Origin of the sequence: Streptococcus infantis (genome assembly GCF_047460875.1) — a bacterium.
GTDB classification, from domain to species: domain Bacteria; phylum Bacillota; class Bacilli; order Lactobacillales; family Streptococcaceae; genus Streptococcus; species Streptococcus infantis_AA.
Genome location: NZ_JASHFI010000009.1, coordinates 59908 through 83591 on the forward strand (window position 1 = coordinate 59908; position 23684 = coordinate 83591).

The 23684-nt window shown below is 40.5% G+C and carries 38 protein-coding genes and 1 pseudogene; all 39 read left to right on the top strand.

What is annotated here, in order from left to right; translation table 11 throughout:
• Positions 1-82: 82 nt before the first annotated feature.
• The 39 genes and pseudogenes from nrdD (at position 83) to jag (ending at position 23670) form a co-directional block, all read left to right on the top strand.
• Entirely contained in the window at positions 83-2290 is a 2208-nt protein-coding gene (gene nrdD / locus QM887_RS06930) for an anaerobic ribonucleoside-triphosphate reductase (protein ID WP_414271107.1), read from the top strand.
• Between the two features lie 11 nt (positions 2291-2301).
• Positions 2302-2442 carry a hypothetical protein gene (locus tag QM887_RS06935; RefSeq protein ID WP_000521609.1) on the top strand — a complete coding sequence of 47 codons (141 nt, stop codon included), beginning with the start codon at positions 2302-2304 and terminating at the stop codon, positions 2440-2442.
• 37 nt (positions 2443-2479) lie between these two features.
• Complete coding sequence (locus QM887_RS06940) at positions 2480-2980, top strand: GNAT family N-acetyltransferase (RefSeq protein WP_414271108.1); 501 nt, start codon at positions 2480-2482, stop codon at positions 2978-2980.
• Between the two features lie 4 nt (positions 2981-2984).
• On the top strand, positions 2985-3581 hold the full coding sequence (gene nrdG, locus QM887_RS06945; RefSeq protein WP_414271109.1) for an anaerobic ribonucleoside-triphosphate reductase activating protein: 597 nt from the start codon (positions 2985-2987) through the stop codon (positions 3579-3581).
• Positions 3578-4192: a uridine kinase family protein gene (locus QM887_RS06950; RefSeq protein ID WP_414271110.1), complete on the top strand. Its 615-nt coding sequence runs from the start codon at positions 3578-3580 to the stop codon at positions 4190-4192. The genes nrdG and QM887_RS06950 overlap by 4 nt, the downstream gene beginning before the upstream one ends.
• Positions 4193-4469: 277 nt before the next feature.
• Positions 4470-4778 (top strand): 30S ribosomal protein S10, encoded by a 309-nt coding sequence (gene rpsJ / locus QM887_RS06955; protein ID WP_001284511.1) that lies wholly within the window; start codon positions 4470-4472, stop codon positions 4776-4778.
• 216 nt (positions 4779-4994) lie between these two features.
• A complete protein-coding gene (rplC, locus tag QM887_RS06960) occupies positions 4995-5621 on the top strand; it encodes a 50S ribosomal protein L3 (protein ID WP_414271111.1) in 627 nt (208 codons plus the stop codon).
• Positions 5622-5645: 24 nt separating this feature from the next.
• Complete coding sequence (gene rplD / locus QM887_RS06965; RefSeq protein WP_000024549.1) at positions 5646-6269, top strand: 50S ribosomal protein L4; 624 nt, start codon at positions 5646-5648, stop codon at positions 6267-6269.
• The gene (locus QM887_RS06970; protein ID WP_075228993.1) at positions 6269-6565 is read left to right on the top strand and encodes a 50S ribosomal protein L23; all 297 of its coding nucleotides are present in this window, start codon (positions 6269-6271) and stop codon (positions 6563-6565) included. The genes rplD and QM887_RS06970 overlap by 1 nt, the downstream gene beginning before the upstream one ends.
• Before the next feature lie 17 nt (positions 6566-6582).
• On the top strand, positions 6583-7416 hold the full coding sequence (gene rplB / locus QM887_RS06975; protein ID WP_075228994.1) for a 50S ribosomal protein L2: 834 nt from the start codon (positions 6583-6585) through the stop codon (positions 7414-7416).
• Between the two features lie 104 nt (positions 7417-7520).
• The gene (gene rpsS, locus QM887_RS06980) at positions 7521-7802 is read left to right on the top strand and encodes a 30S ribosomal protein S19 (protein WP_000533766.1); all 282 of its coding nucleotides are present in this window, start codon (positions 7521-7523) and stop codon (positions 7800-7802) included.
• Between the two features lie 11 nt (positions 7803-7813).
• Positions 7814-8158 carry a 50S ribosomal protein L22 gene (gene rplV, locus QM887_RS06985; protein WP_049548847.1) on the top strand — a complete coding sequence of 115 codons (345 nt, stop codon included), beginning with the start codon at positions 7814-7816 and terminating at the stop codon, positions 8156-8158.
• Positions 8159-8170: 12 nt separating this feature from the next.
• On the top strand, positions 8171-8824 hold the full coding sequence (gene rpsC, locus QM887_RS06990) for a 30S ribosomal protein S3 (protein ID WP_000529936.1): 654 nt from the start codon (positions 8171-8173) through the stop codon (positions 8822-8824).
• Between the two features lie 3 nt (positions 8825-8827).
• Complete coding sequence (gene rplP / locus QM887_RS06995; RefSeq protein WP_000960948.1) at positions 8828-9241, top strand: 50S ribosomal protein L16; 414 nt, start codon at positions 8828-8830, stop codon at positions 9239-9241.
• 9 nt (positions 9242-9250) lie between these two features.
• Positions 9251-9457, top strand: a complete 207-nt coding sequence (rpmC, locus tag QM887_RS07000; protein WP_000772918.1) for a 50S ribosomal protein L29 — start codon at positions 9251-9253, stop codon at positions 9455-9457.
• Between the two features lie 24 nt (positions 9458-9481).
• Positions 9482-9742 (top strand): 30S ribosomal protein S17, encoded by a 261-nt coding sequence (gene rpsQ / locus QM887_RS07005; RefSeq protein WP_045617785.1) that lies wholly within the window; start codon positions 9482-9484, stop codon positions 9740-9742.
• Positions 9743-9767: 25 nt separating this feature from the next.
• Positions 9768-10136, top strand: coding sequence for a 50S ribosomal protein L14 (rplN, locus tag QM887_RS07010; RefSeq protein ID WP_000616548.1), 369 nt, complete (start codon positions 9768-9770; stop codon positions 10134-10136).
• A gap of 83 nt (positions 10137-10219) precedes the next feature.
• A complete protein-coding gene (gene rplX, locus QM887_RS07015; RefSeq protein ID WP_000497691.1) occupies positions 10220-10525 on the top strand; it encodes a 50S ribosomal protein L24 in 306 nt (101 codons plus the stop codon).
• 23 nt (positions 10526-10548) lie between these two features.
• Positions 10549-11091, top strand: coding sequence for a 50S ribosomal protein L5 (rplE, locus tag QM887_RS07020; RefSeq protein WP_000013542.1), 543 nt, complete (start codon positions 10549-10551; stop codon positions 11089-11091).
• A gap of 17 nt (positions 11092-11108) precedes the next feature.
• On the top strand, positions 11109-11294 hold the full coding sequence (locus QM887_RS07025) for a type Z 30S ribosomal protein S14 (RefSeq protein ID WP_001085699.1): 186 nt from the start codon (positions 11109-11111) through the stop codon (positions 11292-11294).
• Positions 11295-11507: 213 nt separating this feature from the next.
• Entirely contained in the window at positions 11508-11906 is a 399-nt protein-coding gene (gene rpsH / locus QM887_RS07030) for a 30S ribosomal protein S8 (protein WP_000245504.1), read from the top strand.
• Positions 11907-12092: 186 nt separating this feature from the next.
• Positions 12093-12629 (top strand): 50S ribosomal protein L6, encoded by a 537-nt coding sequence (gene rplF / locus QM887_RS07035; protein WP_414271112.1) that lies wholly within the window; start codon positions 12093-12095, stop codon positions 12627-12629.
• An 83-nt stretch (positions 12630-12712) separates the two neighbouring features.
• Complete coding sequence (rplR, locus tag QM887_RS07040) at positions 12713-13069, top strand: 50S ribosomal protein L18 (RefSeq protein ID WP_000624044.1); 357 nt, start codon at positions 12713-12715, stop codon at positions 13067-13069.
• 17 nt (positions 13070-13086) lie between these two features.
• Complete coding sequence (rpsE, locus tag QM887_RS07045) at positions 13087-13581, top strand: 30S ribosomal protein S5 (protein ID WP_414271113.1); 495 nt, start codon at positions 13087-13089, stop codon at positions 13579-13581.
• A 13-nt stretch (positions 13582-13594) separates the two neighbouring features.
• Entirely contained in the window at positions 13595-13777 is a 183-nt protein-coding gene (gene rpmD, locus QM887_RS07050; RefSeq protein ID WP_000057243.1) for a 50S ribosomal protein L30, read from the top strand.
• 146 nt (positions 13778-13923) lie between these two features.
• On the top strand, positions 13924-14364 hold the full coding sequence (gene rplO / locus QM887_RS07055) for a 50S ribosomal protein L15 (protein ID WP_000766078.1): 441 nt from the start codon (positions 13924-13926) through the stop codon (positions 14362-14364).
• A gap of 12 nt (positions 14365-14376) precedes the next feature.
• On the top strand, positions 14377-15687 hold the full coding sequence (secY, locus tag QM887_RS07060) for a preprotein translocase subunit SecY (protein ID WP_414271114.1): 1311 nt from the start codon (positions 14377-14379) through the stop codon (positions 15685-15687).
• A gap of 155 nt (positions 15688-15842) precedes the next feature.
• Positions 15843-16481 carry an adenylate kinase gene (locus QM887_RS07065; protein ID WP_049510050.1) on the top strand — a complete coding sequence of 213 codons (639 nt, stop codon included), beginning with the start codon at positions 15843-15845 and terminating at the stop codon, positions 16479-16481.
• Between the two features lie 117 nt (positions 16482-16598).
• The gene (gene infA, locus QM887_RS07070) at positions 16599-16817 is read left to right on the top strand and encodes a translation initiation factor IF-1 (protein WP_001029883.1); all 219 of its coding nucleotides are present in this window, start codon (positions 16599-16601) and stop codon (positions 16815-16817) included.
• A gap of 24 nt (positions 16818-16841) precedes the next feature.
• Positions 16842-16958 carry a 50S ribosomal protein L36 gene (gene rpmJ, locus QM887_RS07075; protein ID WP_001808836.1) on the top strand — a complete coding sequence of 39 codons (117 nt, stop codon included), beginning with the start codon at positions 16842-16844 and terminating at the stop codon, positions 16956-16958.
• A 17-nt stretch (positions 16959-16975) separates the two neighbouring features.
• Positions 16976-17341, top strand: a complete 366-nt coding sequence (rpsM, locus tag QM887_RS07080; RefSeq protein WP_000090783.1) for a 30S ribosomal protein S13 — start codon at positions 16976-16978, stop codon at positions 17339-17341.
• Between the two features lie 17 nt (positions 17342-17358).
• Entirely contained in the window at positions 17359-17742 is a 384-nt protein-coding gene (gene rpsK, locus QM887_RS07085; protein WP_001118385.1) for a 30S ribosomal protein S11, read from the top strand.
• Positions 17743-17784: 42 nt separating this feature from the next.
• The gene (locus QM887_RS07090) at positions 17785-18720 is read left to right on the top strand and encodes a DNA-directed RNA polymerase subunit alpha (RefSeq protein WP_070458878.1); all 936 of its coding nucleotides are present in this window, start codon (positions 17785-17787) and stop codon (positions 18718-18720) included.
• An 11-nt stretch (positions 18721-18731) separates the two neighbouring features.
• Positions 18732-19118, top strand: coding sequence for a 50S ribosomal protein L17 (gene rplQ, locus QM887_RS07095; RefSeq protein ID WP_000331493.1), 387 nt, complete (start codon positions 18732-18734; stop codon positions 19116-19118).
• Between the two features lie 452 nt (positions 19119-19570).
• Positions 19571-19837, top strand: coding sequence for an ACT domain-containing protein (locus QM887_RS07100; protein WP_414271115.1), 267 nt, complete (start codon positions 19571-19573; stop codon positions 19835-19837).
• Positions 19838-19845: 8 nt separating this feature from the next.
• Positions 19846-21183 (top strand): PFL family protein, encoded by a 1338-nt coding sequence (locus tag QM887_RS07105; RefSeq protein WP_414271116.1) that lies wholly within the window; start codon positions 19846-19848, stop codon positions 21181-21183.
• Between the two features lie 330 nt (positions 21184-21513).
• Positions 21514-21885, top strand: a complete 372-nt coding sequence (gene rnpA / locus QM887_RS07110; RefSeq protein ID WP_414271117.1) for a ribonuclease P protein component — start codon at positions 21514-21516, stop codon at positions 21883-21885.
• A pseudogene (locus QM887_RS07115) lies at positions 21860-22736 on the top strand (YidC/Oxa1 family membrane protein insertase). Before rnpA ends, QM887_RS07115 begins: the two are co-directional and overlap by 26 nt.
• Positions 22708-23670 (top strand): RNA-binding cell elongation regulator Jag/EloR, encoded by a 963-nt coding sequence (gene jag / locus QM887_RS07120; RefSeq protein ID WP_414271118.1) that lies wholly within the window; start codon positions 22708-22710, stop codon positions 23668-23670. The pseudogene QM887_RS07115 and the gene jag overlap by 29 nt, the downstream one beginning before the upstream one ends.
• Positions 23671-23684: the final 14 nt, after the last annotated feature.

A 23684-nucleotide genomic window follows, 5' to 3' on the forward strand; every position in this document is an offset into this window, starting at 1 on the left:
ATTTTTAACACAAGATATTGATTTTTCTTTTTAGAGTGGTATAATACTTTTTAGAAAGAACATTTTAGAAAAGAGCATGCATATGATTGCACTAGAAGAAAAAATTACAATTTTGCCAACTCTCTTCGTCGAGAAACGAGATGGGAGACGTGTTGTATTTGATGTGGACAAGATTGACAAGGCTCTCCACAAGGCGGCAGACAAGGTTATGGATGTGACACCCTTGGTCGAAAAGCGCCTTAATGCTCTGACTGAGCGAATTGTCACTGAAATTCATAGTCGCTTTCCACAGGGAGTTAAGATTTACGAAATTCAAAATATCGTAGAACATGAACTCCTTGAAGCTAAAGAATATGCCTTGGCAGAGGAATATATCACTTATCGAACTCAAAGGGATTTTGAGCGCTCAAAAGCAACAGATATCAACTTCAGTATCCATAAACTTCTCAACAAAGACCAGGCAGTTGTCAATGAGAATGCTAATAAAGATAGTGATGTTTTTAATACCCAGCGTGATTTGACGGCAGGAATTGTTGGAAAATCAATCGGACTCCAAATGCTGCCTAAGCATGTGGCTAATGCCCATCAAAAAGGGGATATCCACTACCATGATTTGGACTACAGTCCCTATACCCCTATGACCAACTGCTGTTTGATTGATTTCAAGGGCATGTTGGAAAATGGTTTTAAGATTGGGAATGCTGAGGTAGAGAGTCCTAAGTCTATTCAGACTGCGACTGCTCAGATATCGCAAATCATCGCCAACGTTGCATCAAGTCAGTATGGAGGCTGTTCGGCAGACCGTATAGATGAAGTTTTGGCTCCTTATGCAGAGAAAAATTACCAAAAACACCTTAAAGATGCTGAGGAATGGGTCCTACCTGACAAGCGTGAGGAGTACGCTTGGAAGAAAACTCAAAAAGACATTTATGATGCCATGCAATCTCTAGAGTACGAGATTAACACCCTCTTTACATCAAATGGACAAACACCTTTTACTTCTCTTGGTTTCGGATTAGGAACCAGTCGTTTTGAACGCGAAATTCAAAAGGCTATCTTGAACATTCGAATCAAGGGGTTGGGATCAGAACACCGTACAGCTATCTTCCCTAAATTGATCTTCACTCTTAAAAGAGGACTTAACTTGGAGGAAGGTTCACCTAACTACGACATCAAGCAGTTGGCGCTCGAATGCGCAACTAAACGGATGTACCCAGATGTCTTGTCTTACGATAAGATTATCGAATTGACAGGTTCCTTCAAGGTTCCGATGGGATGTCGTTCATTCCTTCAAGGATGGAAGGATGAAAATGGAGTAGAAGTCAATTCGGGCCGTATGAACCTAGGGGTCGTGACGGTCAATCTGCCTCGTATTGCTCTCGAATCCGAAGGCGACAAGAATAAGTTCTGGGAAATCTTCAACGAGCGCATGAATATTGCTGAAGATGCTCTAGTTTATCGTGTGGAAAGAACCAAGGAAGCCACTCCAGCTAATGCACCAATTCTTTATCAATACGGTGCCTTCGGACGTCGTCTTGGGAAGGAAGAAAGTGTTGACGAGCTTTTTAAGAACCGTCGTGCTACTGTTTCGCTTGGCTACATTGGACTTTATGAAGTAGCGACAGTATTCTTTGGCAACAATTGGGAAACCAATCCAGAAGCTAAAGAATTCACCCTTGATATCATTCGAGATATGAAACATCGAGTGGAAGAGTGGTCAGACCAATATGGGTATCACTTCTCTATTTATTCAACACCGTCTGAAAGTCTGACAGACCGCTTCTGCCGCTTGGATACAGAGAAATTTGGCTCTATTCCAGACATTACTGATAAAGAATACTACACAAATTCCTTCCACTATGATGTGCGTAAAAATCCAACTCCTTTTGAAAAACTAGATTTTGAAAAGGTTTATCCAGAAGCGGGTGCATCAGGTGGCTTCATCCACTACTGTGAGTATCCAGTTCTTCAACAAAATCCAAAGGCCTTGGAAGCTGTTTGGGATTATGCTTATGACCGTGTAGGTTATCTCGGAACCAATACTCCAATTGACCGTTGCTACAAGTGTGATTTTGAAGGAGATTTTGAGCCGACAGAGAGAGGATTTGCTTGTCCTAACTGTGGAAATAACGATCCTAAAACAGTAGATGTTGTTAAACGGACTTGTGGTTATCTTGGGAATCCACAAGCTCGTCCGATGGTTAATGGGCGTCATAAGGAAATTGCTGCACGTGTGAAACACATGAACGGTTCTACTATCAAAACAGCAGGACATGAAGTAAGAAGTTAGAAAGAAATAGAATGGGAAAATATCAATTAGACGATAAGGGCAAGGCCTTGGTTCAACGGTTCCACGAGAAACATTCAAAAGGTGGAGGCAATAAAAAAGACCGAGTGGCTAGCCTAAGAGAGCAATTTTTAAATAAGAATAAGAAAAAGTGAGAGTCCGCTCTCGCTTTTCTCTTAGTTGGAGGTAAAGATGATACTACGCAGACCGACATTGGCAGATAAAGAAACAGTTTTAGAGATGATGGCAGAGTTTGAACAGAGCCAGTCAGCCCATGATGGCGGATTTTGGGATGCTGAGAATTTTGATTATGAAGAGTGGTTGGAGACAAATATGCAAAAAGAAATGGGAATAAATTTGCCTGAAAATCGTGTTCCTTCTATTCAATTTGTATCATTTGATGCTGTAGGTCATGCTCTAGGATTTTTGAATCTGCGATTGAGACTGAATGAGGGGTTGCTGAATTATGCTGGTCACATTGGTTATTCCATCCGACCGTCTGAAAGAGGCAAGGGCTACGCAAAAGAGTCCCTCCGCCAAGGCTTAGAAGTTGCTAAGGGAAAGAATATCAAACAAGCTCTGGTGACTTGTAGCACAAAAAATCCAGCTAGCCGAGCTGTTATCTTAGCTAACGGTGGTGTCTATGAGGATGTTCGTAATGGAACGGAGCGCTATTGGATAGAGTTGGAGTAGAAGGATGACATGGAATACACCAAAGCCAGGCGAGTGGAAGAGTGAAGAACTCAGTCAAGGGCGCATCATTGACTACAAGGCTTTTAACTTTGTTGATGGAGAAGGTGTGCGAAACTCTCTCTACGTAGCAGGCTGTATGTTTCACTGTGAAGGTTGCTACAATGTAGCGACCTGGTCTTTCAATGCTGGCATTCCCTATACACCAGAGTTAGAAGAACAAATCATGGCAGACTTAGCCCAGCCCTATGTTCAAGGATTGACCTTACTGGGAGGAGAGCCATTCCTCAATACGGGCATTCTCTTGCCTCTCGTAAATCGCATTCGTAAGGAATTACCAGAAAAAGACATCTGGTCTTGGACGGGCTACACTTGGGAAGAAATGATGTTAGAAACTCCTGATAAACTGGAGCTCTTGTCGCTGATTGATATCCTGGTCGATGGACGCTATGATAAAAGCAAGCGCAATCTCATGCTTCAGTTCCGAGGCTCTTCTAATCAGCGGATTATCGATGTGCAAAAATCTCTGCAAAGTGGAAAAGTAGTTATTTGGGACAAGCTTAATGATGGGAAGCAAAGCTATGAACAGGTGAAGAGAGAATGAAGAAAAAAGACTTAATAGAAAGACTAGTATCAGAAATAGAGTCTGGAAAAGTAAAAACGCTGGGTATTTACGGCCATGGAGCATCAGGAAAATCAACGTTTGCTCAAGAATTGTACCAAGAACTTGATTTCAAAAAGGTAAATTTGCTAGAAACAGATCCCTATATTACTTCGGAACGACATTTAGTGGTACCTAAAGAGACACCGGACCAAAAGGTGACAGCATGTTTACCAGTAGCGCATGAGCTGGCAAGTTTACAAAGAGATATCCTCGCTTTGCAGGCGGGTATGGATGTCTTGACAATCGAAGAACCTTGGAAGGCTAGTGAGGTCTTATCGGGAGCAAAACCAATTCTGATAGTCGAAGGGATGTCTGTGGGTTTTCTACCAAAGGAACTCTTTGATAAAACTGTTTGTTTCTACACGGATGAAGAGACAGAATTAAAGAGACGTCTAGCTCGAGATACGACTGTGAGAAATGGTGATGCATCCTTTATATTGGCTAGTCAGCAGATGAGAAGAGAGCAGTATCTACGATACTATAAAACAACCGAGTCAATGGCAGATATCTTGGTGGATCAATCAGGGGATCAATTTATCATCAAATATTGACACCTTATATAGAAGAAAAACTGTAAATTCACTTCTAAGCAGAGGGGGAATTTAGCCATTCATAAAAAGAAAACAGTTTCATCTAAAAAAATAAAAAAATCCTGTCAAATCCCTTGCAATCGCAAGGGCTTTGTGTTATTCTATTATGGTGCTGTAAATTACAGCCTTAGCTTTGATGCAAGAGGTTGCGACACGCTCGGTTGCATTGCCACGCAACGCGCGTCGGTTTTCTTGTGGAGCTAGCCTATTATCTTAAATAGACGAAAAGGAGAAAAAGATGGCAAACAAAAAAATCCGTATCCGTTTGAAAGCTTACGAACACCGTACGCTTGACACAGCAGCTGCTAAAATCGTAGAATCAGCTACTCGTACAGGTGCAGAAGTTGCAGGTCCAATCCCACTTCCAACTGAACGTAGCCTCTACACAATTATTCGTGCGACTCACAAATATAAAGACTCTCGCGAACAATTTGAAATGCGTACACACAAACGTTTGATCGATATCATCAACCCAACTCAAAAAACAGTTGACGCTTTGATGAAATTGGATCTTCCAAGTGGTGTAAACGTAGAAATCAAACTTTAATCTAAAATATAAAAGAGCAAAAGCTGGTGTTTCAATTGAATTGAACACGGGCTAAACTCGGTGTGAAAAAGATAAACTTCCTAGTGTCTGCAAGACACTGCGTCAGTTTCCTATTTTCACTTAGAGTTTGACGCCCTTTGTATCTTAGACTTGAGCATAAAAAACGCTCGTTAAAAACTTTTTGAATAAAAAATATAGAAAAGGAACTATTTTCTCATGACAAAAGGAATCTTAGGGAAAAAAGTGGGAATGACTCAAATCTTCACTGAAGCTGGCGAATTGATCCCTGTAACAGTTATTGAAGCAACTCCAAACGTTGTTCTTCAAGTTAAAACTGTTGAAACAGACGGATATAACGCTATCCAAGTTGGTTTCGATGACAAACGCGAAGTATTGAGCAACAAACCTGTTAAAGGACATGTAGCGAAAGCTAACACGGCTCCTAAGCGCTTCATTCGTGAATTCAAAAACGTTGAAGGCTTGGAAGTTGGTGCTGAAATCACTGTTGAAACATTCGCGGCTGGAGACGTTGTTGACGTAACTGGTACTTCTAAAGGTAAAGGTTTCCAAGGTGTTATCAAACGCCACGGACAATCACGTGGACCAATGGCTCACGGTTCTCGTTACCACCGTCGTCCAGGTTCTATGGGACCTGTTGCACCTAACCGCGTATTCAAAGGTAAAAACCTTGCAGGACGTATGGGTGGCGACCGTGTAACAATTCAAAACCTTGAAGTTGTACAAGTTGTTCCAGAAAAGAACGTTATCCTTATTAAAGGTAACGTACCAGGTGCTAAGAAATCTCTTATCACTATCAAGTCAGCAGTTAAAGCTGGTAAATAATAAGGAAAGGGGAATACAGTCAAAATGGCAAATGTAACATTATTCGACCAAACTGGTAAACAAGCGGGCGAAGTTGTTCTTAACGATGCAATCTTTGGTATCGAACCAAACCAATCTGTTGTGTTTGATGTGATCATCAGCCAACGTGCTAGCCTTCGTCAAGGAACTCACGCAGTTAAAAACCGCTCAGCTGTTTCAGGTGGCGGACGCAAACCATGGCGTCAAAAAGGAACTGGACGTGCTCGTCAAGGTTCTATCCGCTCTCCACAATGGCGTGGTGGTGGAATCGTCTTCGGACCAACTCCACGTAGCTATGCGTACAAACTTCCTCAAAAAGTTCGTCGCCTTGCACTTAAATCTGTTTACTCAGAAAAAGTTGCTGAAAACAAATTTGTAGCCGTTGATTCTCTTGAATTTACAGCTCCAAAAACTGCTGAATTTGCAAAAGTTCTTGCAGCTTTGAGCATCGATTCTAAAGTCCTTGTTATTCTTGAAGAAGGAAACGAATTCGCAGCTCTCTCAGCTCGTAACCTTCCAAACGTGAAAGTTGCGACTGCTACAACTGCAAGTGTTCTTGACATCGCAAATAGTGACAAACTTCTTGTTACTCAAGCAGCTATCTCTAAAATCGAGGAGGTTCTTGCATAATGAATTTGTATGATGTTATCAAAAAACCTGTAATCACTGAAAGCTCAATGGCTCAACTTGAAGCAGGCAAATATGTATTTGAAGTTGACACTCGTGCACACAAACTTTTGATTAAACAAGCTGTTGAAGCTTCATTCGAAGGTGTTAAAGTTGCAAATGTTAACACAATCAACGTAAAACCAAAAGCTAAACGTGTTGGACGTTACACTGGTTTTACTAACAAAACTAAAAAAGCTATCATCACACTTACAGCTGATTCAAAAGCAATCGAGTTGTTCGCTGCTGAAGCTGAATAATCTAAGGAGGAAATATCGTGGGAATTCGTGTTTATAAACCAACAACAAACGGTCGCCGTAATATGACTTCTTTGGATTTCGCTGAAATCACAACAAGCACACCTGAAAAATCATTGCTTGTTGCTTTGAAGAAACAGGCTGGTCGTAACAACAACGGTCGCATTACTGTTCGTCACCACGGTGGTGGACACAAACGTTTCTACCGTTTGGTTGACTTCAAACGTAACAAAGATAACGTTGAAGCAGTTGTTAAAACTATCGAGTACGATCCAAACCGTTCTGCAAACATCGCTCTTGTACACTACACTGACGGTGTGAAAGCTTACATTATCGCTCCAAAAGGTCTTGAAGTTGGTCAACGTATCGTTTCAGGTCCTGAAGCTGATATCAAAGTAGGTAACGCTCTTCCACTTGCTAACATCCCAGTTGGTACTTTGGTTCACAACATTGAGTTGAAACCAGGTCGTGGTGGTGAATTGGTTCGTGCTGCTGGAGCTTCTGCTCAAGTATTGGGTCAAGAAGGTAAATATGTTCTTGTTCGTCTTCAATCAGGCGAAGTTCGTATGATTCTTGGAACTTGTCGTGCAACAGTTGGTGTTGTCGGAAACGAACAACATGGACTTGTTAACCTTGGTAAAGCAGGACGCAGCCGTTGGAAAGGTATCCGTCCAACAGTTCGTGGTTCTGTAATGAACCCTAACGATCACCCACACGGTGGTGGTGAAGGTAAAGCACCAGTTGGTCGTAAAGCACCATCAACTCCATGGGGCAAACCTGCTCTTGGTCTTAAAACTCGTAACAAGAAAGCGAAATCTGACAAACTTATCGTTCGTCGTCGCAACGAGAAATAATTTAAAACTAGTCGCTTAAGCAACTAGGGCATTCCGCCAGCTCGGTAGCGCTCCTTGAGAGCGCAAGCCGCTGTGGTACAACATTTAAAGGAGAAAAAATAAAAATGGGACGCAGTCTTAAAAAAGGACCTTTCGTCGATGAGCATTTGATGAAAAAAGTTGAAGCTCAAGCTAACGACGAAAAGAAAAAAGTTATTAAAACTTGGTCACGTCGTTCAACGATTTTCCCAAGTTTCATTGGTTATACTATCGCAGTTTATGATGGACGTAAACACGTACCTGTTTACATCCAAGAAGACATGGTAGGTCACAAACTTGGTGAATTTGCACCAACTCGTACTTACAAAGGTCACGCTGCAGATGACAAGAAAACACGTAGAAAATAAGGAGAACATAAATGGCAGAAATTACTTCAGCTAAAGCAATGGCTCGTACAGTACGTGTTTCACCTCGTAAATCACGTCTTGTTCTTGACAATATTCGTGGTAAAAGCGTAGCCGATGCTATTGCAATCTTGACATTCACTCCAAACAAAGCTGCTGAGATCATCTTGAAAGTTTTGAACTCAGCTGTAGCTAACGCTGAAAACAACCTTGGTTTGGATAAAGCTAACTTGGTAGTATCTGAAGCATTCGCAAATGAAGGACCAACTATGAAACGTTTCCGTCCACGTGCGAAAGGTTCAGCTTCACCAATCAACAAACGTACAGCTCACATCACTGTGGCTGTTGCAGAAAAATAAGGAGGTAAAATCGTGGGTCAAAAAGTACATCCAATTGGTATGCGTGTCGGCATCATCCGTGATTGGGATGCCAAATGGTATGCTGAAAAAGAATACGCGGATTACCTTCATGAAGATCTTGCAATCCGTAAATTCGTTCAAAAAGAACTTGCTGACGCGGCAGTTTCAACTATTGAAATTGAACGTGCAGTAAACAAAGTTAACGTTTCACTTCACACTGCTAAACCAGGTATGGTTATCGGTAAAGGTGGTGCTAACGTTGATGCACTCCGTGCAAAACTTAACAAACTGACTGGGAAACAAGTACACATCAACATCATCGAAATCAAACAACCTGATTTGGATGCTCACCTTGTAGGTGAAGGAATTGCTCGTCAATTGGAGCAACGTGTTGCTTTCCGTCGTGCACAAAAACAAGCAATCCAACGTGCAATGCGTGCTGGAGCTAAAGGGATCAAAACTCAAGTATCAGGTCGTTTGAACGGTGCAGATATCGCCCGTGCTGAAGGATACTCTGAAGGAACTGTTCCACTTCACACACTTCGTGCAGATATCGATTATGCTTGGGAAGAAGCAGACACTACATACGGTAAACTTGGTGTTAAAGTATGGATCTACCGTGGTGAAGTTCTTCCAGCTCGTAAAAACACTAAAGGAGGTAAATAACCAATGTTAGTACCTAAACGTGTTAAACACCGTCGTGAATTCCGTGGTAAAATGCGCGGTGAAGCTAAAGGTGGTAAAGAAGTAGCATTCGGTGAATACGGTCTTCAAGCTACAACTAGCCACTGGATCACTAACCGCCAAATCGAGGCTGCTCGTATCGCCATGACTCGTTACATGAAACGTGGTGGTAAAGTTTGGATTAAAATCTTCCCACACAAATCATACACAGCAAAAGCTATCGGGGTTCGTATGGGATCTGGTAAAGGGGCACCTGAAGGTTGGGTAGCACCAGTTAAACGTGGTAAAGTAATGTTTGAAGTTGCTGGTGTATCTGAAGAGATCGCTCGCGAAGCACTTCGTCTTGCAAGCCACAAATTGCCAGTTAAATGTAAATTCGTAAAACGTGAAGCAGAATAAGGAGAAGGCATGAAACTTAATGAAGTAAAAGAATTTGTTAAAGAACTTCGTGGTCTTTCTCAAGAAGAACTCGCGAAGCGCGAAAACGAATTGAAAAAAGAATTGTTTGAACTTCGTTTCCAAGCTGCTACTGGTCAATTGGAACAAACAGCTCGCTTGAAAGAAGTTAAAAAACAAATCGCTCGTATCAAAACAGTTCAATCTGAAGCGAAATAATAGACTAGGGAAGGAGAAATTTCAATGGAACGCAATAATCGTAAAGTTCTTGTTGGACGTGTTGTATCTGACAAAATGGACAAGACAATCACAGTTGTAGTTGAAACAAAACGTAACCACCCAGTCTATGGTAAACGTATTAACTACTCTAAAAAATACAAAGCTCATGATGAAAACAATATTGCCAAAGAAGGCGATATCGTTCGTATCATGGAAACTCGCCCGCTTTCAGCTACAAAACGTTTCCGTCTTGTAGAAGTTGTTGAAGAAGCGGTAATCATCTAATCAAACCTGAAAGGAGAAAACTGAAATGATTCAAACAGAAACTCGTTTGAAAGTCGCAGACAACAGCGGTGCACGCGAAATCTTGACTATCAAAGTTCTTGGTGGTTCTAAACGTAAATTTGCGAACATCGGTGATGTTATTGTGGCATCTGTAAAACAAGCTACTCCTGGTGGTGCGGTTAAAAAAGGTGACGTTGTTAAAGCAGTTATCGTTCGTACTAAATCAGGTGCTCGTCGTGCTGATGGTTCATACATCAAATTTGACGAGAACGCAGCAGTTATCATCCGTGAAGATAAAACTCCTCGCGGAACACGTATCTTTGGCCCAGTTGCACGTGAATTGCGTGAAGGTGGCTTCATGAAGATCGTGTCACTTGCTCCAGAAGTACTTTAATTTTCACAGAGCAAAAACAAACAAACACAGTCCCCTGGCTAAGCCAGGGTGCCCATTGGGCGTAAGAATAAAAGGAGAAAAAAATGTTTGTAAAAAAAGGCGACAAAGTTCGCGTAATCGCTGGTAAAGATAAGGGAACAGAAGCTGTTGTCCTTACTGCCCTTCCAAAAGTAAACAAAGTTATCGTTGAAGGTGTTAACATCGTTAAGAAACACCAACGTCCAACTAACGAACTTCCTCAAGGTGGTATCATCGAGAAGGAAGCAGCTATCCACGTATCAAATGTTCAAGTTTTGGACAAAAATGGTGTAGCTGGTCGTGTTGGTTACAAATTTGTAGACGGTAAAAAAGTTCGCTACAACAAAAAATCAGGCGAAGTGCTTGATTAATCACGAAGGAAAGGAGAAGTATAATGGCAAATCGTTTAAAAGAAAAATATCTTAATGAAGTAGTTCCTGCTTTGACAGAACAATTCAACTACTCATCAGTGATGGCTGTGCCTAAAGTAGATAAGATCGTTTTGAACATGGGTGTTGGTGAAGCTGTATCAAACGCTAAAAGCCTTGAAAAAGCTGCTGAAGAATTGGCACTTATCTCAGGTCAAAAACCACTTATCACTAAAGCTAAAAAATCAATCGCCGGCTTCCGTCTTCGTGAAGGTGTTGCGATCGGTGCAAAAGTTACCCTTCGTGGTGAACGTATGTACGAATTCTTGGATAAATTGGTTTCAGTTTCACTTCCACGTGTGCGTGACTTCCACGGTGTTCCAACAAAATCATTTGATGGACGCGGAAACTACACACTTGGTGTGAAAGAACAATTGATCTTCCCAGAAATCAACTTTGATGACGTTGACAAAACTCGTGGTCTTGACATCGTTATCGTAACTACTGCTAACACTGACGAAGAGTCACGTGCATTGCTTACAGGCCTTGGAATGCCTTTTGCAAAATAATATAGGAGGTATAACTAATGGCTAAAAAATCTATGATTGCTAAGAACAAACGCCCAGCGAAGTTCTCTACTCAAGCATACACTCGCTGTGAACGTTGTGGACGTCCACACTCAGTTTACCGCAAGTTTAAACTTTGCCGTGTTTGCTTCCGTGAATTGGCATATAAAGGTCAAATCCCTGGTGTAACAAAAGCATCTTGGTAATATCATGATACAAAGAGCGTAACAACCATAGCAAAAATAGGAGATTTGGTGCAGGAGCGATGCTCCAAGACAAATCTATCTTTTTTGCCCAGGTTGTAGCTCGTGTTCAAATGAGAGTTATCTTGTTTGAATGTGTCAATACTATCTGAGCTTAGCTCAATCATTAACTAGCAAGTGCAACTTGCAAACTACTAGTAAGAGGAGAAAAATAAAATGGTTATGACTGACCCAATCGCAGACTTCCTAACTCGTATTCGTAACGCTAACCAAGCTAAACACGAAGTACTTGAAGTACCTGCATCAAACATCAAAAAAGGGATTGCTGAAATCCTTAAACGCGAAGGTTTTGTAAAAAACGTTGAAATCATCGAAGATGACAAACAAGGTATCATCCGTGTATTCCTTAAATACGGACCAAATGGTGAAAAAGTTATCACTAACTTGAAACGTGTTTCTAAACCAGGACTTCGTGTCTACAAAAAACGTGAAGACCTTCCAAAAGTTCTTAACGGACTTGGAATTGCTATCCTTTCAACTTCAGAAGGTTTGCTTACTGATAAAGAAGCTCGCCAAAAGAACGTTGGTGGTGAGGTTATCGCTTACGTTTGGTAATATTTAGCTCCCAATTTCGTTGTGACTCTTCGTTATCGTCTCTTACCTAACCCAAAGTTATGCCTGCGAGGCGATGCCTCGATTCACTTAGAAATTGAGACCTAAACATTAACTTTTAAATCAAAAAGATTTAACCCCGTGAAAACTGGCCGTCTTGGCCTGACAATTTAACAGGAGAATAAAAACATGTCACGTATTGGTAATAAAGTTATCGTGTTGCCTGCTGGTGTTGAAATCATCAACAACGACAACGTAGTAACTGTAAAAGGACCTAAAGGAGAACTTACTCGTGAGTTCTCAAAAGATATTGAAATCCGTGTGGAAGGTACTGAAGTAACTCTTCACCGTCCAAACGATTCAAAAGAAATGAAAACTATCCACGGAACTACCCGTGCCCTTTTGAACAACATGGTTGTTGGAGTTTCAGAAGGATTCAAGAAACAACTTGAAATGCGTGGGGTTGGTTACCGTGCACAACTTCAAGGAAACAAACTTGTCTTGGCTGTTGGTAAATCTCATCCAGATGAAGTTGAAGCTCCAGAAGGAATTACTTTTGAACTTCCAAACCCAACAAACATTGTTATCAGCGGAATTTCAAAAGAAGTAGTTGGTCAAACAGCTGCTTACGTACGTAGCCTTCGCTCACCAGAACCTTATAAAGGTAAAGGTATCCGTTACGTTGGCGAATATGTTCGTCTTAAAGAAGGTAAAACAGGTAAATAATCTTGAGTGGTTGATCTTCAACCGCCAAACTATTTTCCAACTTTGTGCATAGCACACGATTTAAAACTAAAGAGGTGAAAACTGTGATTTCTAAACCAGATAAAAACAAACTCCGCCAAAAACGCCACCGTCGCGTTCGCGGAAAACTCTCTGGAACTGCTGATCGCCCACGTTTGAACGTATTCCGTTCTAATACAGGCATCTACGCTCAAGTTATTGATGACGTAGCGGGTGTAACGCTCGCAAGTGCTTCAACTCTTGACAAAGAAGTTTCAAAAGGAACAAAAACTGAACAAGCCGTTGCTGTCGGTAAACTCGTTGCAGAACGTGCAAATGCTAAAGGTATTTCAGAAGTGGTGTTCGACCGCGGTGGATATCTATATCACGGACGTGTGAAAGCTTTGGCTGATGCAGCTCGTGAAAACGGATTGAAATTCTAATAGGAGGACACTAGAAAATGGCATTTAAAGACAATGCAGTTGAATTTGAAGAACGCGTAGTTGCTGTCAACCGTGTTACAAAAGTTGTTAAAGGTGGACGTCGTCTTCGTTTCGCAGCTCTTGTAGTCGTTGGTGACCACAATGGTCGCGTAGGATTTGGTACTGGTAAAGCTCAAGAAGTTCCAGAAGCAATCCGTAAAGCAGTAGAAGATGCTAAGAAAAACTTGATCGAAGTTCCTATGGTTGGAACAACAATCCCACACGAAGTTCTTTCAGAATTCGGTGGAGCTAAAGTATTGTTGAAACCTGCTGTAGAAGGTTCTGGGGTTGCCGCTGGTGGTGCAGTTCGTGCCGTTATCGAGTTGGCAGGTGTAGCTGACGTTACATCTAAGTCTCTTGGCTCAAATACTCCAATCAACATTGTTCGCGCAACTGTTGAAGGTTTGAAACAATTGAAACGCGCTGAAGAAGTTGCTGCCCTTCGTGGTATTTCAGTTTCTGATTTGGCATAAGAAAGGGGATAAAATGGCTCAAATTAAAATTACTTTGACTAAGTCTCCAATCGGACGCATTCCATCACAACGTAAAACTGTTGTAGCACTTGGACTTGGCAAATTGAACAGCTCTGTTATTAAAGAAGATAACCCAGCAGTACGTGGTATGATCACTGCAGTATCTCACTTGGTAACAGTTGAAGAAGTAAACTAATTAAATGTTAGGGGATGTGCAGTATACCATCCCCTAAAACTAGATATAGTCATCTTTGATGACAAAGGTATAGGCGAGTTGATAAGAGAGACAACCTTTTCTCTCTTATCGGCGCTAGCATTTTACAAAAGAGGAGAAAATATATAATGAAACTTCATGAATTGAAACCTGCAGAAGGTTCTCGTAAAACTCGTAACCGTGTTGGTCGTGGTACTTCATCAGGTAACGGTAAAACATCTGGACGTGGTCAAAAAGGTCAAAAAGCTCGTAGCGGTGGCGGAGTTCGCCTTGGTTTTGAGGGTGGACAAACTCCATTGTTCCGTCGTCTTCCAAAACGTGGATTCACTAACATCAACGCTAAAGAATACGCAATTGTTAACCTTGACCAATTGAACGTCTTTGAAGATGGTGCAGAAGTAACTCCAGTTGTTCTTATCGAAGCAGGAATTGTTAAAGCTGAAAAATCAGGTATCAAAATCCTTGGTAACGGTGAGTTGACTAAGAAATTGTCTGTGAAAGCAGCTAAATTCTCTAAATCAGCTGAAGAAGCTATCACTGCTAAAGGTGGTTCAGTAGAAGTCATCTAAGAGAGGTGACCTATGTTTTTTAAATTATTGAGAGAAGCTCTCAAGGTCAAGCAAGTTCGATCAAAAATTCTTTTTACAATTTTTATCGTTTTGGTCTTCCGTATCGGGACTAGTATTACAGTTCCATGGGTCAATGCCAACAGCTTGAATGCTTTGAGTGGTCTATCTTTTCTAAATATGTTGAGCTTGGTGTCTGGTAATGCCATGAAAAACTTCTCAGTTTTTGCACTTGGTGTTAGTCCATACATTACCGCTTCTATCGTTGTCCAGCTCTTACAAATGGATTTATTACCAAAGTTTGTGGAGTGGGGCAAACAAGGGGAAGTTGGTCGTAGAAAATTGAATCAAGCAACTCGTTATATTGCCCTTGTTCTTGCATTCGTGCAATCTATCGGAATTACCGCTGGTTTTAATGCTTTATCTGGAGCTAAACTCTTGACTGTTCCTCTAACACCACAAGTTTTCCTTGTGATTGGAGGGATCCTAACAGCAGGTAGTATGATTGTTACTTGGTTGGGTGAACAGATTACTGATAAGGGATATGGGAATGGTGTTTCTATGATCATCTTTGCAGGGATTGTTGCTTCAATTCCTGATATGATCAAGGGTATCTATGTAGACTATTTTGTCAACGTACCAAGTGACCGCTTGAACTCATCTCTCATTTTTGTAGGAATTTTAATCGTAGCTGTCTTGTTGATTATCTATTTCACAACATATGTGCAACAAGCAGAATATAAGATTCCAATTCAGTATACCAAAGTAGCTCAAGGTGCTCCGTCAAGCTCCTATCTTCCATTGAAGATTAACCCTGCTGGGGTTATCCCAGTTATCTTTGCTAGCTCTATTACAGCAGCACCGGCAGCAATTTTGCAATTTGTTAGTGCATCTGGACTGGATTGGGCATGGGTTCGTACAGCTCAGGAGTTGTTGTCGACAACAGCGCCAACAGGTATTGCTCTATATGCTTTGCTGATTATTCTCTTTACATTCTTCTATACATTTGTACAGATTAATCCTGAGAAGGCAGCAGAAAATTTGCAAAAGAGCGGAGCTTATATCCACGGTGTCCGTCCTGGTAAAGGGACAGAAGAGTATATGTCAAAACTTCTTCGTCGTCTTGCCACAGTCGGATCACTCTTCCTTGGTGTTATTTCTATTTTACCTATTGTAGCTAAGGATTTATTCGGTCTTTCAGAAGTCGTTGCTTTTGGGGGAACAAGTCTTTTGATCATTATCTCAACAGGTATTGAAGGAATCAAACAATTGGAAGGTTATCTATTGAAACGTAAATATGTTGGTTTCATGAATACAACAGAATAATTGTAATAGAAAATAAAATTCACTATTGCTCAGAGAGTGGAGTGTAAAAATCAAAGACCTTGTCAGATTTTTTACTCCTCTCTTCTATTTTGTTCTTAAATAGGAGTTGAAATGAATTTTTGCTTCTATTTAAAAACAAAAAAGGAGTTTGAATCATGAATCTTTTGATTATGGGATTGCCTGGTGCAGGTAAGGGAACACAAGCAGCTAGAATTGTGGAACAATTTCATGTGGCTCATATCTCAACAGGGGATATGTTCCGTGCAGCGATGGCTAACCAAACTGAAATGGGTGTTCTAGCCAAGTCTTACATTGATAAGGGTGAGCTGGTGCCAGATGAAGTCACAAACGGAATCGTTAAGGAACGTTTGGCTCAAGATGACATTAAGGAAAAAGGATTCCTCTTAGACGGTTTCCCTCGCACCATTGAACAAGCCCACGCTTTGGATCAAATTTTGGTAGACCTTGGTCTTGAACTTGAGGGTGTAATCAATATTGAAGTAGATCCATCATGCCTACTCGAACGTTTGAGTGGTCGTATCATTCACCGTGAAACTGGCGAAACTTTCCACAAAGTTTTCAACCCACCAGTTGATTACAAAGAAGAAGACTACTATCAGCGTGAAGATGATAAACCAGAGACAGTAAAACGTCGTTTGGATGTCAATATTGCCCAAGGTGAACCGATTATTGCTCACTATCGCGCTAAAGGTTTGGTACATGATATCGAAGGTAATCAAGATATCAATGATGTATTTGCAGATATCGAAAAAGTATTGACAAAATTGAAATAAAAGCGTTTTTCATGCTTGCAAAATGTCTCTACAAATGTTATACTGAGTTAGTCTGACTTATAATTGTTGTCTCTGTGTCTAGAGGCATCAAATCGAAATTTATGGAGGTACTTTTGCGTGGCAAAAGACGATGTGATTGAAGTTGAAGGTAAAGTAGTTGATACTATGCCGAATGCAATGTTTACGGTTGAACTTGAAAATGGACATCAGATTTTAGCAACAGTTTCTGGTAAAATTCGTAAAAACTATATTCGTATTTTAGCGGGAGATCGTGTTACTGTCGAAATGAGTCCATATGACTTGACACGTGGACGTATCACTTACCGCTTTAAATAATCGAAAAACTTGGAGGGATAAGAAATGAAAGTAAGACCATCGGTCAAACCAATTTGCGAATACTGTAAAGTAATTCGTCGTAATGGTCGTGTTATGGTAATTTGCCCAGCAAATCCAAAACACAAACAACGTCAAGGATAAGATAGAAAGGAGAAAACATGGCTCGTATTGCTGGAGTTGACATTCCAAATGACAAACGCGTAGTAATTTCATTGACTTATGTGTACGGTATCGGACTTCCAACATCTAAGAAAATCTTGGCAGCTGCTGGAATTTCAGAAGATGTACGTGTTCGCGATCTTACACCAGATCAAGAAGATGCTATCCGTCGTGAAGTGGATGCAATTAAAGTTGAAGGTGACCTTCGTCGTGAAGTTAACTTGAACATCAAACGTTTGATGGAAATCGGTTCATACCGTGGTATCCGTCACCGTCGTGGACTTCCTGTCCGTGGACAAAACACTAAAAACAACGCTCGCACTCGTAAAGGTAAAGCTGTTGCGATTGCTGGTAAGAAAAAATAATATAGGAGGTAAAAGTCTTGGCTAAACCAACACGTAAACGTCGTGTGAAAAAGAATATCGAATCTGGTATTGCTCATATTCACGCTACATTTAATAACACTATTGTTATGATTACTGATGTGCATGGTAATGCAATTGCTTGGTCATCAGCTGGTGCTCTTGGTTTCAAAGGTTCTCGTAAATCTACACCATTTGCTGCTCAAATGGCTTCTGAAGCTGCTGCTAAATCTGCACAAGAACACGGTCTTAAGTCAGTTGAAGTTACTGTTAAAGGTCCAGGTTCTGGTCGTGAGTCAGCTATTCGTGCTCTTGCTGCCGCTGGTCTTGAAGTAACAGCAATTCGTGATGTGACTCCAGTGCCACACAATGGTGCTCGTCCTCCAAAACGTCGCCGTGTATAATCATAACCTTACACTGCTTTTCGTTTAAGAGGGAGTAACTAAATGATCGAGTTTGAAAAACCAAATATAACAAAAATTGATGAAAATAAAGATTATGGCAAGTTTGTAATCGAACCGCTTGAACGTGGTTACGGTACAACACTTGGTAACTCTCTTCGTCGTGTACTTCTAGCTTCTCTTCCGGGGGCGGCTGTAACATCTATCAATATCGAAGGTGTATTGCATGAATTTGATACAGTTCCGGGTGTTCGCGAAGACGTGATGCAAATCATTCTGAACATCAAAGGTATTGCAGTAAAATCTTATGTTAAAGACGAAAAGATCATTGAACTAGATGTGCAAGGTCCTGCTGAAATTACAGCTGGAGATATCTTGACAGATAGCGACATTGAAATTGTAAATCCAGATCATTATCTCTTTACAATCGGTGAAGGTTCTTCTCTAAGAGCGACAATGACTGTTAACAGTGGTCGTGGATATGTACCTGCTGATGAAAATAAAAAAGATAATGCACCAGTTGGAACACTTGCTGTAGATTCTATTTATACACCAGTTACAAAAGTCAACTATCAAGTTGAACCTGCTCGTGTAGGTAGCAATGATGGTTTCGACAAATTAACCCTTGAAATCTTGACTAATGGAACAATTATTCCAGAAGATGCTTTAGGGCTTTCAGCACGTATCTTGACCGAGCACCTTGATTTGTTTACAAATCTTACAGAGATTGCTAAGTCAGCAGAAGTGATGAAAGAAGCTGATACTGAATCGGACGACCGTATCTTGGAACGTACGATTGAGGAACTTGACTTGTCTGTGCGTTCATACAACTGTTTGAAACGTGCCGGTATCAACACTGTGCATGATTTGACAGAAAAATCTGAAGCAGAGATGATGAAAGTAAGAAATCTTGGACGCAAGAGTTTGGAAGAAGTGAAAGTCAAACTCATTGATTTGGGTCTTGGATTAAAAGATAAATAAAGGAGGAATAAATGGCTTACCGTAAACTAGGACGCACTAGCTCACAACGTAAAGCAATGCTTCGCGATTTGACAACTGACCTTTTGATCAACGAATCAATCGTGACAACTGAAGCTCGTGCTAAAGAAATCCGTAAAACTGTTGAAAAAATGATTACTCTAGGTAAACGTGGTGATTTGCATGCACGTCGTCAAGCAGCTGCTTTTGTACGTAATGAAATCGCATCTGAAAACTATGATGAAGCAACTGATAAGTACACTTCTACTACAGCACTTCAAAAATTGTTCTCAGAAATCGCACCTCGTTATGCTGAGCGTAACGGTGGATACACTCGTATCCTTAAGACTGAACCACGTCGTGGTGATGCAGCGCCAATGGCGATCATCGAATTAGTATAAAATCATCAATTTTGTTGAGTGTTATGATGATGGAGTCTTGTGCTCTTAGTCTAGCTCTGGTCTACCGCTAGGACTTATGTCCTAGCGGGAACACTCATCATAAGATGGTAAGGTAGACGCTTGTTTACGAAATTGTTTTTCACTTAAGAACAATTTCGTAAGCAGGCGTTTTTGAGTATTTTATTAAGAAATATGCTATACTATTGAAAAAGAAAATCAACAATGTTCATTTTTTCAAAAATATTCTATAAAGAACTTATGAGACTAGTGTTTTGTCACTCTCAAATTCTAAGCTAGTGAGTTGACAATAAAAAAACTTACCTAGGATAAGATTCTCTAATAGTTTCACCTTGTATAGTTGTTCGCTTTAGGTGATTTAGTTTCTCTGGCCCTTTTTCAGCCTATTTTTGTTTGGAATGGATATCGTGATTTATTGGAAACGGAGTTTAATCATGAAGGCTATAATTACAGTTGTAGGTAAAGATAAGTCTGGTATTGTTGCGGGTGTCGCATCGAAAATTGCAGAGTTAGGTTTAAATATCGATGATATTTCACAAACAGTTTTAGATGAGTATTTTACCATGATGGCAGTTGTTACCAGTGATGAAAAACAAGATTTCACTTATCTTAGAAGTGAATTTGAAACTTTTGGACAGACTTTGAATGTCAAAATTAATATTCAAAGTGCAGCTATTTTTGATGCTATGTACAATATCTAGGAGGAAGCATGGATATTAGACAAGTTACCGAAACAATCGCTATGATTGAGGAGCAAAACTTCGATATCAGAACCATTACTATGGGTATCTCTCTCTTAGACTGTATTGATCCAGATATCAATCGTGCTGCGGATAAAATATATGAAAAGATTACTACAAAAGCTGCTAATTTAGTGGCTATTGGGGATGAAATCGCTGCGGAGTTGGGCATTCCCATTGTAAATAAACGGGTATCAGTTACTCCAATTTCCTTGATCGGTGCTGCTACAGATGCAAAGGACTATGTCCTATTAGCCAAAGCTTTGGACAGAGCTGCAAAAAAAATTGGGGTAGACTTTATTGGTGGTTTTTCTGCCTTGGTACAAAAGGGTTACCAAAAAGGTGATGAGATTCTCATCAATTCGATTCCTCGTGCTTTGGCAGAAACGGACAAGGTCTGCTCGTCAGTCAATATCGGTTCTACCAAATCGGGTATCAATATGACTGCAGTAGCGGATATGGGGCGCATTATCAAGGAAACTGCTTCTCTGTCTGATATGGGTGCAGCTAAGCTGGTTGTATTTGCCAACGCGGTAGAGGACAATCCTTTTATGGCAGGCGCTTTTCATGGTGTAGGTGAAGCAGATGTCATCATCAATGTCGGGGTTTCTGGTCCTGGTGTTGTTAAACGTGCCTTGGAAAAGGTTCGTGGTCAGAGCTTTGATGTTGTTGCTGAAACTGTTAAAAAGACAGCCTTCAAGATTACCCGCATTGGTCAATTAGTCGGTCAAATGGCTAGTGAGCGACTTGGAGTTGATTTTGGAATTGTCGATCTGAGTTTGGCTCCAACTCCAGCAGTGGGTGATTCTGTAGCCCGTGTCCTTGAAGAGATGGGACTGGAAACAGTTGGAACTCATGGAACGACTGCTGCCTTGGCTCTCTTAAACGACCAAGTTAAAAAAGGTGGAGTTATGGCTTGCAACCAAGTTGGTGGTTTGTCTGGTGCCTTTATCCCAGTTTCTGAGGACGAGGGGATGATTGCTGCTGTGCAAAATGGCTCCCTTAATTTGGAAAAACTAGAAGCTATGACGGCTATCTGTTCAGTTGGTTTGGATATGATTGCCATTCCTGAGGATACACCTGCAGAAACAATTGCGGCGATGATTGCGGATGAAGCTGCTATCGGAGTCATCAATATGAAAACAACTGCTGTACGTATTATTCCAAAAGGAAAAGAAGGCGATATGATTGAATTTGGTGGCCTTCTAGGAACGGCTCCGGTCATGAAAGTTAACGGTGCCTCGTCTGTTGACTTCATTGCTCGTGGAGGGCAAATTCCAGCTCCAATCCATAGTTTTAAAAATTAAAAGGAAATTGAATCTGTTTAAGTTGAGTTTAAGGATAGACAGGTATACTATAATCATTAAATAAAGACCTCCTAACTTTATTTAATAGAAATCCTAACTTTTTCATAATAATCTCCTACAAAAGTCACTCCAAAGGGTGACTTTTGTTTTTTCTGATCAGAAATAAGCAGACTTGTATGCCCAAATTTGAGAAATTTTTGAAAAAAGATGATGATTTTAGAGTGAAAATAAGTCTTTTCATTAGCTAAACATAGGCTAAAACCTTGCTATTATTGGCTTTTTGAAAAATTATGGTATAATAGTAGTAGTTTTAATAGATGGAGTTGAATTTTGAAAAAACGCTTTCGTGTAAAAAAAGAGAAAGATTTTAATGCAATATTTAAAGAAGGGAAGAGTTTTGCTAATCGTAAATTTGTTATTTATCGATTAGAAAATAATGAACAGCATTTTCGAGTTGGTCTGTCTGTCAGCAAAAAATTGGGAAACGCTGTCATGAGAAATCAGATCAAAAGAAGAATTCGACATATTCTGATTGAACATAAAAATCAGCTGGTTGAAAACGTAGATTTTGTTGTGATTGCTCGAAAAGGTGTTGAAATCTTGGACTACGCGGAAATGGAAAAAAATCTACTTCACGTATTAAAGTTATCAAAGATTTACCAGGAAGGAAATGGGAGTGAAAAAGAAATTACAGTTGACTAGCTTCATGGTGCTTGCTTTGTTTGTGATGAGCGCCTGCACAGCTAGTGGTACGCCGAGTGAGATTACAGCGGAATCAACAGATTTTTGGAGTAAATTTGTTTATTTTTTTGCTGAAACCATTCGCTTTTTATCATTTGATACAAGTATTGGTCTGGGGATTATATTATTTACCCTTCTGATTAGAACGATTCTTCTACCAGTTTTTCAAATACAAATGGTGGCATCTAGAAAGATGCAAGAAGTACAACCACTGGTTAGGGAGTTGCGAGAACGTTATCCGGGACGTGATATGGAGAGTCGTACCAAGTTAGACCAAGAAATGCGTCAGTTGTTTAAGCAGCATGGCGTCAAACAGTCAGCTTCTCTGTGGCCAATCTTAATCCAGATGCCAGTCTTGTTGGCCTTGTTCCAAGCTTTGAGTAGAGTAGAATTTCTAAAAACAGGTCATTTCTTATGGATTAACCTTGGTGGTGTAGATACGACTTTTGTTTTGCCAATTTTGGCAGCTATCTTTACTTTCCTTAGTACTTGGTTATCCAATAAGGCCATGGTTGAGAAAAATGGAGCCATGACAGGAATGATGTATGCAATGCCAGTCATGATTTTCTTCTTTGCCATGTATTCACCAAGTGGGGTTGCCTTATACTGGGCGGTATCCAATGCTTATCAAGTGCTACAAACCTATCTGCTCAACAATCCATTTAAGATTATTGCAGAGCGTGAGGCGGGAGTACAGGCTCAGAAGGATTTAGAAGGTAAGAAGAGAAAAGCTCTGAAGAAAGCACAGAAAAAGAAAAAGTAAAAGTAAGGAGGAATCTTGTAATGGTATTATTTACAGGTTCAACGGTTGAAGAAGCGATCCAGACGGGATTGAATGAAATGGGAATTCCTAGAATGAAGGCGCATATTAAGGTCGTATCAAGGGAGAAAAAAGGATTCTTTGGCCTTTTTGGGAAGAAACCAGCGCAAGTGGATATCGAAGCTATTAGTGAGACAACTGTCGTTAAGGCGAATCAGCAAGCAGTCAAGGGGGTTCCTAAGGAAGTTAATGCCAAGAACGAACCCGTTAAGACTGTTAGTGAAGCAACCGTAGACTTAGGGCATGTTGTTGAAGCCATTAAGAAAATCGAGGAAGAAGGGCAAGGCATCTCTGATGAGGTTAAGGCTGAAATTCTGAAAAATGAAAAAGAAGCGAGCACGATTCTCCAAGAGACAGGTCATATTGCTATTCTAAAAGATTTGCTTCCAGAAGAGCCTAAAGAGCAGGAAGTAGTAGAACAAGAACAGAATGATGATTTAGAAAATCTAGGTTTGAAGATTGAGCCGACCTACGATATTGACCAGGTTGTTGAAGAAGTGACTAACTATGTTCAAGGTATTATTGATGATATGGATGTTGAGGGAGCAATCTCAAGCACTTCAAATCGCCGTTCTATCAATATGCAAATTGATACTAATGAACCAGGTCGTATTATCGGTTACCACGGGAAGGTCTTGAAATCTCTCCAACTCTTAGCACAGAATTATCTCTATAATCGCTATTCAAGAACCTTCTATATTACCATCAATGTTAATGACTATGTAGAGCACCGTGCGGAAGTTTTGCAGAGCTATGCACAAAAATTAGCTACACGTGTCCTAGAAGATGGTCGTAGTCAGGTGACAGATCCAATGTCTAGCAGCGAACGTAAAATTATCCATCGTATCATCTCACGTATGGAAGGTGTCACTAGTTATTCAGAAGGCGATGAACCAAATCGCTATGTCGTTGTTGATACAGAATAAAATAGAGAATCAGG